Annotated in this window: 11 protein-coding genes; 5 read left to right on the plus strand and 6 right to left on the minus strand. The window is 74.2% G+C overall.

Annotation, left to right across the window (positions count from 1 at the left end; genetic code table 11):
• Positions 1–118 precede the first annotated feature (118 nt).
• Both VGD85_RS21360 and VGD85_RS21365 read left to right on the plus strand, forming a co-directional pair.
• Complete coding sequence (locus tag VGD85_RS21360) at positions 119–718, plus strand: helix-turn-helix domain-containing protein (protein ID WP_331065446.1); 600 nt, start codon at positions 119–121, stop codon at positions 716–718.
• Between the two features lie 26 nt (positions 719–744).
• Positions 745–3,069, plus strand: coding sequence for an MMPL family transporter (locus VGD85_RS21365; RefSeq protein ID WP_331065447.1), 2,325 nt, complete (start codon positions 745–747; stop codon positions 3,067–3,069).
• Between the two features lie 106 nt (positions 3,070–3,175).
• On the opposite strand, the gene VGD85_RS21370 is transcribed toward VGD85_RS21365, so the two are convergent.
• On the minus strand, positions 3,176–3,652 hold the full coding sequence (locus VGD85_RS21370; protein WP_331065448.1) for a CoxG family protein: 477 nt from the start codon (positions 3,650–3,652) through the stop codon (positions 3,176–3,178).
• 156 nt (positions 3,653–3,808) lie between these two features.
• Here VGD85_RS21370 and VGD85_RS21375 point away from each other — a divergent pair, with 156 nt between their 5' ends.
• The gene (locus VGD85_RS21375) at positions 3,809–3,964 is read left to right on the plus strand and encodes a hypothetical protein (protein ID WP_331065449.1); all 156 of its coding nucleotides are present in this window, start codon (positions 3,809–3,811) and stop codon (positions 3,962–3,964) included.
• A 14-nt stretch (positions 3,965–3,978) separates the two neighbouring features.
• On the opposite strand, the gene VGD85_RS21380 is transcribed toward VGD85_RS21375, so the two are convergent.
• Together VGD85_RS21380 and VGD85_RS21385 are read right to left on the minus strand one after the other, a co-directional pair.
• Positions 3,979–4,635, minus strand: coding sequence for a hypothetical protein (locus VGD85_RS21380; RefSeq protein ID WP_331065450.1), 657 nt, complete (start codon positions 4,633–4,635; stop codon positions 3,979–3,981).
• Between the two features lie 49 nt (positions 4,636–4,684).
• Positions 4,685–6,916 carry a DUF4185 domain-containing protein gene (locus tag VGD85_RS21385; protein ID WP_331065451.1) on the minus strand — a complete coding sequence of 744 codons (2,232 nt, stop codon included), beginning with the start codon at positions 6,914–6,916 and terminating at the stop codon, positions 4,685–4,687.
• 54 nt (positions 6,917–6,970) lie between these two features.
• On the opposite strand from VGD85_RS21385, the gene VGD85_RS21390 reads away from it, so the two are divergent.
• Entirely contained in the window at positions 6,971–7,978 is a 1,008-nt protein-coding gene (locus tag VGD85_RS21390; protein WP_331065452.1) for a zinc-dependent alcohol dehydrogenase, read from the plus strand.
• Between the two features lie 3 nt (positions 7,979–7,981).
• On the opposite strand, the gene VGD85_RS21395 is transcribed toward VGD85_RS21390, so the two are convergent.
• The 3 genes from VGD85_RS21395 to VGD85_RS21405 form a co-directional block, all read right to left on the minus strand.
• Entirely contained in the window at positions 7,982–8,866 is an 885-nt protein-coding gene (locus VGD85_RS21395; protein WP_331065453.1) for an aldo/keto reductase, read from the minus strand.
• 50 nt (positions 8,867–8,916) lie between these two features.
• A complete protein-coding gene (locus VGD85_RS21400; protein WP_331065454.1) occupies positions 8,917–9,486 on the minus strand; it encodes a M15 family metallopeptidase in 570 nt (189 codons plus the stop codon).
• Between the two features lie 74 nt (positions 9,487–9,560).
• Positions 9,561–10,196: a helix-turn-helix domain-containing protein gene (locus VGD85_RS21405; protein ID WP_331065458.1), complete on the minus strand. Its 636-nt coding sequence runs from the start codon at positions 10,194–10,196 to the stop codon at positions 9,561–9,563.
• A gap of 117 nt (positions 10,197–10,313) precedes the next feature.
• Between VGD85_RS21405 and VGD85_RS21410 the strand changes: the two genes are divergently transcribed.
• On the plus strand, positions 10,314–11,000 hold a 687-nt coding region (locus VGD85_RS21410; RefSeq protein WP_331065455.1), incomplete at its 3' end, for an MFS transporter.

The following is an 11,000-nucleotide window of genomic DNA, read 5'->3' on the forward strand; positions in this document are numbered from 1 at the left end:
GACCGCACCTTTCCGCGCCGAGGCGACGGCGAGCAAGTCGAGGGGCGTCGCCCCCAGGCCACCCGTGACGACCGTCACGATTCTGCACTTTTTTGAATGAAGTGCAACAATGCACTCCATGACCGGAAGTGCAACCAGCCTGCGCGAGCTGAAGCGGCTCGAGACGGCGCACCGGATCCGCGACTGCGCGCTCGTGCTCACCGACGACCGCGGCCTCGACGGCTGGACGATGGACGACCTCGCCGAGGCCGCCGACGTCTCGCGGCGGACGCTGTTCAACTACTACCCCGGCAAGGTCGACGCGGTGCTCGGCGCGACGCCCGAGCTCCCCGAGGAGGTCGTCGACGCCTTCCGCGCCGGCGGCCCGCACGGCGACCTGCTCGACGACCTCGCCGAGCTGGCTCGGGTCGCGCTCACGGTCAAGCGACCCGAGCGCGAGGAGGTCGAGCTCGGCCGCCGGGTCCTGCGCACGGAGCCGCGGCTGTTCGGCGCCGCCCACCAGCGCTTCGAGGCCGTGACCGACGAGTTCGCCGAGCTCGTGCTCGAGCGCGAGGGCGCCGGCGCAGACCCCGACCGCGCCAAGCTCCTGCTCCGGCTCCTCCTCGCCGTGCTCGACCACTCACTCGGCGTCTTCGTCGACGACCACCGGGACCGCTCGCTGGTCGACGTCTTCGACGAGCAGGTCGGCCTCGCCCGCGACCTGTTCCACCGATCCTGACCACCCACCACAGGAAGACCACCACCATGGCCACCCTGCTCCACCGCCTCGGCAAGACCGCCTACCGGCGGTGGCCGATCTTCATCGCCGGCTGGATCGTCGCGATGCTCGCGGTCGGCACCTTCGCCGCCACGATGTCCAAGCCGATGACCGACGCGTTCTCGATCCCCGGCATCCCCTCGGAGAAGGCCGCCGACATGCAGGAGGAGCTGTTCCCGCAGTCGGTGGACGCCTTCGACCGCGCGACGGTGAACGTCGTCGTCGCCGCCCCGGAGGGTCACACGCTCGAGGAGGCGCCGTACGCCGCCGCGGTCGACGACCTGATCGCCGAGCTGCGCGACGTGCCGCAGGTGCCGGCCGACGCGCCACTGGCCAACCCCGTCGACGCGGCGGCCTCGCAGCGGCAGCAGCTGCTGGACGCCGCCGAGCAGGACGGCACGCCGCGCGACCAGGCGTTGGCGAACGCGGCCGCGCTCAGCCCGCTGTCCGAGGACGGCCGGGTCGGCACGATCACGTTCGACTACGACGTCGAGACCCCGCAGGACATCGAGCCCGCCACCCAGGACCGGCTGCTCGAGGTCATGGACGACGCCCGCGCGAGCGGACTCACCGTCGAGGCCAACGGCACCGGCATGAGCGCGTTCACCGAGCCCGGCGGCTCCTCGGAGCTGATCGGCGTCGCGGTCGCGCTGCTCGTCCTCGTGCTCACCTTCGGCTCGCTCGTCGCTGCCGGCTTGCCGATCGTCACCGCGCTCTTCGGCGTCGGGCTCGGCATCACCGCCGTCACCGGCATGACCGCGTTCATGGACATCGGCTCCAGCACTCCCATGCTCGCCACGATGATCGGCCTCGCGGTCGGCATCGACTACACGCTGTTCATCTTGGCCCGCTACCGCACCGAGCTGCACCACACCGAGGACCGCGAGGAGGCCATCGGCATCGCCGTCGGTACGGCGGGCTCGGCCGTCGTCTTCGCCGGCCTGACCGTCTTCATCGCGCTCACCGCGCTCGCCGTGGTGCGGATCCCGTTCCTGACCGCGATGGGCCTCGCCGCCGCCGGCACCGTGCTGATCGCGGTGCTGGTCGCCCTGACGCTGCTGCCGGCGATCCTCGGCCTGCTGAAGTCCAAGGCCTTCGGCGGCCGGGTCCGCCGCTACGCCCCGCACCGCGAGCCCGACGGCCACGTGCTCAACAACGGCGTCCGGTGGGCCCGGCTCGTGGGCCGCAAGCCGGTGGCCGTCGCGCTGCTGGTCGTCGTCGCGCTCGGGGCGCTCGCCGTACCCCTCAAGGACCTGCACCTCGCGTTCCCGACCGACAGCACCGCGGCCTCGGACACCACCCAGCGCCAGGCGTCGGACCTGATGTCCGCGGCCTTCGGGCCGGGTCGCGAGGGACCGCTGCTGGTCGTCGTCGACGCGACCGACGTCGCGGAGGCCGATCGCGGCGCCGCGATCGGCGAGGTCGCCGCCTGGACCGCCGGGCTCGACGACGTCGACAACGCCCAGGTCGTGGCGACGAACGAGGCCGGGACCGGCGCGCAGATCATGGTCACCCCGTCGTCCGGCCCCGACGACACCGCGACCGAGAACCTGCTGACCGCGCTGCGCGACGGGCAGGACGCGATCGAGCAGCAGACCGGCACCGAGACGGGCGTGACCGGCCTGACCGCGATCACCACCGACGTGTCGGAACGGCTCAGCGACGCCCTGCCGATCTACCTCACGGTGGTCATCGGGCTCGCGTTCCTGCTGCTGATGCTGGTGTTCCGCTCGATCCTGGTGCCGCTCACCGCGACCCTCGGGTTCCTGCTCTCGGTGCTCGCCACGCTCGGCGCGACCGTCGCGGTGTTCCAGCAGGGTGCGTTCGGCTGGATGGAGGGTCAGCCGATCGTGAGCTTCATGCCGATCTTCCTGATCGGCGTGGTGTTCGGGCTCGCGATGGACTACCAGGTGTTCCTGGTGACCCGCATCCGCGAGGCGCACGTGCACGGCTACCCGATGAGGGAGGCCGTGGTCGACGGGTTCCGCAACAGCGCCCGGGTGGTCACCGCCGCAGCGGCGATCATGACCGCGGTGTTCGCGGCGTTCATGCTCCAGGACGAGCCGATCATCAAGTCGATGGGCTTCGCGCTGGCGATCGCGGTGGTCTTCGACGCGTTCGTGGTGCGGATCGCGCTGATCCCGGCCGTGCTCTACCTGCTCGGCGACCGGGCCTGGTGGCTGCCGCGCTGGCTGGACCGGCTGCTGCCCGAGGTCGACGTCGAGGGCGAGAAGCTCGAGCGCCCCTACCTGCGCGGCCCGGACTTCGACGACGCGTTCGACGACCTGGAGTCCGAGGCGTCTCGGGCCTGAGCGGGGCGGAGGATCCCCGGTCCACCGGGGATTCCTCCGCTTGTCGCCCGTTGCAACCCCTGACAAGCGGGAGAAGAGGCCGACAAGCACGGCCGGCGGATGCTGGCTAGGCCACCTGTCGGGCGCCCAGGTGGGCGAGCAGGTTCCGCGAGAACCGCTCGCCCATCTGGTCGATCACCCCGCTCATCGTCGCCCGCACGGCCGGGCCGGAGACCCGGGGCAGCGGGAGATCGAGGGTGATCTCCAGCGCCGTGACCAACCGGGTGCCGGCCTCGTGCTCGGTCAGGGAGTACCACCCCTCGACCGAGGACCGCTCGGTCGCACCCGGGGGCGGGTCGTGGTGGAACTCGATGCGCTCGGGCTCGACGTAGGTCATCCGCTCCGTGAACGCCGGGGCGACCCCGACCCCCAGCACCTTCAGTCCGGCCAGCTGCCAGCGCCAGTGGTCGCCGTCCTCGCGGATCGTCGAGACGAACGGCGTCAGGTCGGCGACCAGGGCGGGGTCGGTCAGCGCCGCCCAGATCCGGGCACGCGGCGCGTCGACGACCGCCTCGGCACGGGTGTCGGCGGAGAACGTGGTCATGGGTGGCCACTACCCACGACCCCCGGCCGGGATGCCCCGCCCGCCCGCCGCCCGGGTGATCCCCGGGCGACGATGTCGCCCAGGCCACACCGCGGGGAGGTTTCGGCGTACGCCGCGCGGGAAACGAGTCCTGCAGCCCACCCCACCGGAGGACCGATGATCACCACGCTGCTCATGGCCGGCCTGCTGGCCTTCGTGCTCCTCGGGCCCACGCTCATGGTGGCCGTCCTGGTCTCCGGGCTGGCCCGCCGACCGGTCGCCATCGAGGCCGAGCCGGTCGAGCTCCCCGCGCGCTCCTCGGTCGGCGTCTAGCGAAGCTAGGTTCGCTAGATCATCCGGGCCCGCACCTGGGCCGCCTGCTGGTGGCCGACCGGGTTGTGGTGCCCGTCGAGCAGCACCTCGATGGTCCGGTTGCCGAGGTCGAGCACGACGCGGTCCGGGGCCACCTCGATCACCTCGCCGCGCACCAGGTAGTCCTCGGCCTGGAGCCGCTCCAGCAGCACCTCCGGTGCGCAGCGCTCCACGTCGCCGAGCGCGACCGCGCGCAGGCCGCTGCGCAGGCGGCCGCCGAAGCGCCACATCAGCAGGCCCAGCACGAGCAGGACCAGGTCGACGACCACGGTCGCGATCAGCGGGACCCGGCTCTCGACGGCGCCGGAGACGTCGTACGCCGACGGGTCGTCCTCGAGCACGCGGACCTCGACGCGCCCGGAGTCGACCGCCTCGGCGTACGCCGCGTCGTCGACCTCGGCGGTCCACGTGCGCTGCTCGGGATCCACGTCCTCGGGGAACCGGAAGGACAGCCAGCCACCGTCCTGGTGGTCCACGACGGTGGCGTCGACGTCGACGCCCGAGCGCTGCACCTTCGCGTCGGTCCAGGTGCTGTGGGCGAGCGGCAGGTTGACGACCACGACCAGCATCAGGAGCAGCACGGCCGAGCGGGTCCGGCCCCGGCTCGCCCTGGATGCACTCGGGTCTCCCATGCGGGCCAGTATCCCCGCCCGTCCGACGGCACGGACCGGCAGGCGGGCCCTACGGGAGGTCGACGCGCAAAAACCGTGGCCGGTAGCGGGTCGGGTCCTCGACGATCTGTCCGACGTCGGTGCGGTTGCGGCTGTAGGAGACCACCACCGTCCCGGGCTCGGGGAGCAGGCCGGGGTGGGCCAGCGGCATGTAGCGCAGCCGGCCCTCGGCGGCGTCGGTGGGCAGGACGGCCACGGTGCGGCCGGTGTCGAAGGGCCCCCACGGGTCCGGGGCGCTCCACACGACCACGTCGCTGCCGAGGAACTCGTTGCGCTTGCTCAGCGCGTACCAGCGCCCGTCCGCACCGAACACCGAGAGCGTCTGCGAGGTCCCGCCCTCGGCCGGCACCAGCTCCGCGCTGCGGGCGGGGTCGTCGACCCAGTCGGTCCCGGACCAGTACTCCCAGGCGGAGGCACGCAGCACGTCGTCGGGGTGCACCCGGGCCACCCGCAGGGAGAACCCGAACACGTAGGGCTGGTCGGGGTTGGCGGTGCCGTAGAGGTAGAGCCAGTCCCCGTCGAGCGCCGTCGCGGCGCCCCACACCGGCCGGGTGATGTCGGCCGCGTCGGGCCCGAGGTCGCGCACGTCGATGAGCTGGGGGGTCTCGCCGCGCGGGACCACGAAGACCGCGACCGCGGGGCCGAGGTTCTCGAACCCGAACGCGTCGTCGCTGTCGGTGCTGCGGACCCGCTGGGCGGTGACCACGACCAGGTCGTAGCCAGGGTGGTTGAGCGTGATCGCGGACATCGGCCAGTAGCCCACCGGTCCGGACGGGGAGGCTCCAGGGCGGTCGGGGATCAGCGCGCCGTGGTCCTCGGGCACGATCGCCTGGATGCACTCGCCGCCGATCACCAGCATCGAGTTGCGCACGAAGCGCTGGCCGTCGAACGACGGGCTGCGCAGCGTGTCGCCGAACACCATCAGCCGCCGGCCGTCCTGGAGCTCGGTGTCGGCGCCCACGTCACCGCCCTCGAACTCCGGCCCCCCGCGGACCGTGCGCGCGATGCGGTTGAGGTCGGCGACGCTGCGGACCGACCCGGTCGAGACGCACTGGGTCTGGCTGGCCCGGCTGGCGACCGGGGCCGCGTCCGCCACCGCGTCCCGCGGGACGAAGGAGACCAGCGCGAACGCCGTGACCGCGGCCGGCAGCACCACCACGGCCACCCGCCAGCGCCAGCGGACCAGCCGTCCGTGCCGGACCACCGGGCTCAGCGGGGCGTGCAGCAGCAGCGGCTCGTCGAGGCCCGCGTCCGGCGCGGTCTGCTCGCGGGCACGCTCCCGGCGTGACACGAGCAAGGTGAGCACGCCGGCCAGCAGCCAGACCGCGAGCACCAGCAGGGGCAGCCGCACGCCGGTCCCGGCGTACATCGCGATCGCTGCGAGGGCCTCGGTGGCGGCACCGGGCGGCAGCCACGTCCCGAGCGTCGGCCAGGGCGCCGGCAGCAGGTGCGGGTCGGTGCCGAGCAGCTGCGGGGTCGCGACCACGAGGTAGAACACGCCGCTCAGGCCCAGGCCGCCGAACCCGGCCACGCCCTCCAGGGCCAGCGTGACCGTCGCGGCGACCGCGGCGGTCAGCGCGAGCGCGCCGGCCAGCCGCAGCTGGGCCGCCTGGTCGAGGGAGCTCACCCCGGGCAGCAGGACGGCCGCGGCGTACCCCGCGAGCAGGGAGATCACCGCCACCGCCAGGAGCCGCCGGGTGCCGAGCCGGAGCGTGCGGGCGACCGGCCCGAACCGCAGGGACAGGCCCAGCGCCACCACGAACCCCAGGGCGCCGAAGCCGACGGCGAGGCGGCGGACGACGTCGTCCTCGACCGACGAGACGGAGACGCGCCGGACGGTGACGGTCCGGCCGCGGGCGTCCTCGATCGCCCGCACCTGGTCGAGCACCGCCTGGGAGAGCCGGCCGTCGGTCGCGCCGTTGAGCACGAGCTGGTCCTGGGTCCCGGCCAGGTCGATCACCGCCGCCGCGACGGTCACGCCGTGCCGCACGTCCTCGATCGCGGCCCCCCGGTCGTCGGTGGCGGTCACGTCCAGCGGCCGGCCCTCGAGGGCGTCGACCTCGTCGGCGAGCGCCTGCCCGACGATCGCGGGAGCGACCACGGCGACCGGCGCCTCGTGGGGCCGGGGTTCGCGGACGTCGCGCACCAGCATGGCGAGGCCGATGCCCTGGGCGACCAGCACCACGGCGCAGATGATCGCGACCCGGCGCGGGAAGAGCCGGCGCAGCGTCGGTCGGTCCACGGCTCTCAGTCTGGCGGGTGCGAGCGCGCGGTGCGGCGGCGGTAGGTTGACGGCGTGGCAGCAGCGGCCCGACTCCACGGCATCGGTGATCTCCGCGTCGAGCAGGTCGGCTCGCCACCCGCACCCGGACCGGGCTGGTCCACGGTGGCCGTGACGTCGGTCGGCCTGTGCGGCTCCGACCTGCACTGGTACGCCGAGGGCGGCACCGGCGAGGTGACGCTGGACCAGCCGGTCGTGCCCGGGCACGAGTTCGCGGGCGTCGCGCTCGACGGGCCGTACGCCGGGCAGCGCGTGGCGGTCGATCCCGCGATCCCGTGCGGGGCCTGCGAGCAGTGCGCGGCCGGCCACGGCAACCTGTGCCCGGACGTCCGCTTCGCCGGTCACGCCGGCCTGGACGGCGGCCTCCAGGAGCGGCTGGTGTGGCCCAGCGAGCTGCTGTTCCCCCTGCCGGACCCGCTCAGCGACGACGCGGGCGCCCTGCTCGAGCCGCTCGGGGTCGCGATCCACGCGGTCGGCGTCGCGCACGTGCGCGCCGACGACGACGTGCTCGTGGTGGGCGGGGGGCCGATCGGGGTGCTGGCCGCCGCGGTGGCCCGGCGTACCGGTGCCCGGCGGGTGGTCGTGAGCGAGCCGCTCGCCCACCGGCGCGAGACCGCGCTCCGCTACGGCGCCGACGCCGCCTGGGCCCCGGACGAGACGCCGGCCGCCGTCGAGGAGCTCACCGGGGGTCGCGGCGTCGACGTCGTGGTCGAGATGGCCGGCGTCGACGACGCCATCGCCACCGCGGTGGCGTGCACCCGGCCCGGTGCCCGGATCGCGCTCGGCGGCATCCCGTCGGTGCCGCTCTCGTCGTTCCCGGCCGCGCCGGCCCGGCGCAAGGGCCTGACGTTCGCGATGGTGCGCCGGATGCACGCGACCTATCCGCGGGCGATCGAGCTCGCCACCACCGGCCTGGAGCTCGACGCGCTCGTCAGCGACCGCTTCCCGCTCGCCGAGGCCCCGCAGGCCTTCGCCCACGCGGTCGCCCGCACCGGCGACAAGACCGTCATCACCGTCGGCTGAGCCTCACTCGGCGTCGAGCGCGCGCAGCTCCTCGTCGGTGAGGTCCAGCTCGGCGGCGGCCGCGGAGTCCTGGATCGACTGGGGTCGCTTGGCGCCGGGGATCGGGATCACGACCGGTGACTGGGCCAGCTCCCAGGCCAGCGCGACCTGCTGGGCGCTGACGCCGCGGGCCTGCGCGACCGTCGCGAACGCCGGGTGCTTGGCCGCCAGCTCCTTGGCGTCGCCGAGGCCGCCCAGCGGGCTCCAGGGCAGGAACGCCAGGCCGAGCTCGGCGCACACGTCGATCTCGGGGCGGCTGCTGCGGAACGCCGGGGAGTACTGGTTCTGCACGCTGACGAGCCGCTCGCCGAGCGCCGCGTGCGCGGCCCGGATCTGCTCGGGGTTGGCGTTGGAGATGCCGAACATCCGGACCTTCCCGGTCTCGGCGATGTCCTGCATCGAGGCCAGGACGTCCTCGTAGGGCACCTTGCTGCTGGGCCGGTGGTGCTGCCACAGCGCGATCTGCTCGACGCCGAGGCGGCGCAGGCTGTCGTCGACCGCCTGCTTGAGGTGGGCGTCGGTGCTGTCGGTGCCCCAGCCGCCGCCCTCGGTGCGGACGTGCCCGCCCTTGGTGGCCAGCAGCACCCGGTCGCGTACGCCGAGCTCGTCGAGCAGCGAGGCGATCAGCAGCTCGTTCTCGCCCTGGGCGCCGGCGCCCTTCTCCTCGCCCGGGCCGTAGGCGTCCGCGGTGTCGAAGAGCGTGACCCCGGCGTCGAGCGCGGCGCGCACGGTGTCGAGCAGCTGCTGACGGGGCTGGGTCCCGGTCTGGTCGAAGGTCATCAGGCCGAGGCCGATGGCGCCGACCTCGGTGCGGCCGACGGTGTCGTTGCCGATGGTGCGAGTCCTCATGCTCCTGTCCTACCAGCAGCCCGGTCGGCGGCGGCGGGCGGCCGGCGCCGCTAGCGCTGGCTGCTGTCGGCGTACATCGGTGGGCACGTCCCGCCGGGCGTCGTCGCGAGCTCGAAGTGCCAGGTCTCGTTGGCGAAGATCTGGCACAGGCCGTACGCCGATCCGTGCCGGCTCAGCCAGCTCCGGGCCGACTCCGGGCCGACGTCCACGGCGTCGCCGGTCACGTGCGCCGAGGTCTGCGGGGTGGCGACGTACTCGAGCGCCTCGTCGAGGCTGCCGTACTCGATCACGGCCTCGTCGAGCAGCCGCTGCTGGTGCTCCCGGCTGCGCCACCCGCTGGTCACCTCGATCACGACGCCGTCCGCCCGGGCCGCGCGGGCGGCCTGCTCGAGGGCGGCACGCAAGTCCGGCTCGAGCCGGGCGATGTCGATGCGCCCGGTGTCGAGGACGGTGCGGTCGAGCCGGGCCGGCTCGTGGGGCGCCGGCCGCCCGTGCGGCTGGGGTGGCCGGTGCACCGCGTCCGCGGTGGTCGGGGCGCGGTCGCCACAGGCGGTCGCGGTCAGCAGGACACCGACCGCGGTGAGGACGGCGAGGACGTGAGGGAGGCGGGCACTGGTCACGCGATCGACGCTAGGAAGTCCTCACCCTCGGCGACATCGGCCTGTGGTGCCACGGGCTCCACCGCACGGACAGATCACCTCGTCCGTCGGTCGACCTCCCGCGTGAGCTCGGCGAGCTCGCGGCGGTCGAGCGCCGGCCCGCCGAGCCGCCCGCCGTCGCCGCCGCGCAGCCCGCGCAGGAACAGCTCCAGGTGCCGCCGCGCCAGGTCGTGCTTGAGGTCGTCGGGCATCGGCCCCGGCAGGGGCCGGGCGATGCGGACCAGCATCATCCCGACGTCGGCGAAGGTGACGTCGGCCGGCAGCTGCCCGTCGCGGTGGGCCGCGTCGACGAGCGCCTCGGTGGCCCGCGCGCTGGCCTCCCGGGCGGCGGCGACCTCGGGCTCCTCGAGGTCGAGGACGTCGAGGACCTGGGGGATGACCGCGGAGACGCGCAGCTCCAAGGCGTCGCGCAGGTACGCCGCCAGCGCCTCGAACGCGTCGTCGTGCTCCTCGGCGGCCCGCTCGGCGACCACGCGGGTCCGCTCGAGCGCGTCGAGCACGACCCCGCGCAGCAGCGCCGTGCGGTCGGGGAAGCGCCGGTACAGCGTCGCGATGCCGACCCCGGCGCGCTGGGCCACCTCGTCCAGCGCGACCCCGGGGCCCTTCTCGGCCACGAGGTCGCGGGCGGCGGCGAGCAGCTGCTCGAGGTTGCGGCGGGCGTCGGCGCGCATGGTCACGGGCCGATCGTACCCAACCGGAGGCTATTTCTCCATTTCTCTTGACATCCGCGAGCGGGAGGCGCACGGTTAACCGGAGTGAATATCTCCGCTTCTTCGGAAGGACCCGTCATGACCACCCGCACCTCTCCCCCCGCCGCCGGGCCCGCCACGCCCGCTCGAGACCGCCGCTGGGCGGCCCTGGGCGTCATCGCGCTCGCCCAGCTGATGGTCGCCCTCGACGCCACGATCGTGAACGTCGCGCTGCCGACCGCCCAGGCCGACCTCGGCTTCGACGACGCGCACCGCTCCTACGTGGTCACGGCGTACACGCTCTCCTTCGCCGGCCTGCTGCTGCTCGGCGGCAAGGCCTCCGACCGGCTCGGCCGGCGGCGCGTGCTCACCGCCGGCCTGACCGGCTTCGCCGCCGCCTCCGCGCTCGCCGGCGCCGCCACCTCGTTCGAGCTGCTCGTGCTCGGCCGCGCGCTGCAGGGCGCGTCCGCGGCCTTCACGGCACCGGCCGCCCTGGCCCTGATCGCCGCGACGTTCACCGAGCCGCGCGAGCGCGGCAAGGCCTTCGGCGTCTTCGGCGCGGTCGCCAGCAGCGGTGCGGTCGTCGGCCTGCTCCTGGGCGGCCTGCTCACCGAGTACGCCGGCTGGCGCTGGTGCCTCTACGTCAACGTCGCCGTCGCCGTCGCGGTCGTCGCCGCCGGGCGCCGGGTGCTCCCCGCCGACCGCGGCTACCCGGTGCCGGTCGACGTCGTGTCCGGCATCCTGGCCACCGCCGGGCTGGCCGGTCTGGTGCTCGGCGCCAGCGAG

This window comes from Nocardioides sp. (genome assembly GCF_036401255.1).
Lineage (GTDB): Bacteria > Actinomycetota > Actinomycetes > Propionibacteriales > Nocardioidaceae > Nocardioides.

Coding starts and splice junctions, on each gene's coding strand:
- VGD85_RS21360 (WP_331065446.1), top strand. CDS start 119: ATGACCGGAAGTGCAACCAGCCTGCGCGAGCTGAAGCGGCTCGAGACG.
- VGD85_RS21370 (WP_331065448.1), bottom strand. CDS start 3,652: ATGACCACGTTCTCCGCCGACACCCGTGCCGAGGCGGTCGTCGACGCG.
- VGD85_RS21405 (WP_331065458.1), bottom strand. CDS start 10,196: ATGCGCGCCGACGCCCGCCGCAACCTCGAGCAGCTGCTCGCCGCCGCC.
- VGD85_RS21375 (WP_331065449.1), top strand. CDS start 3,809: ATGATCACCACGCTGCTCATGGCCGGCCTGCTGGCCTTCGTGCTCCTC.
- VGD85_RS21395 (WP_331065453.1), bottom strand. CDS start 8,866: ATGAGGACTCGCACCATCGGCAACGACACCGTCGGCCGCACCGAGGTC.
- VGD85_RS21365 (WP_331065447.1), top strand. CDS start 745: ATGGCCACCCTGCTCCACCGCCTCGGCAAGACCGCCTACCGGCGGTGG.
- VGD85_RS21380 (WP_331065450.1), bottom strand. CDS start 4,635: ATGGGAGACCCGAGTGCATCCAGGGCGAGCCGGGGCCGGACCCGCTCG.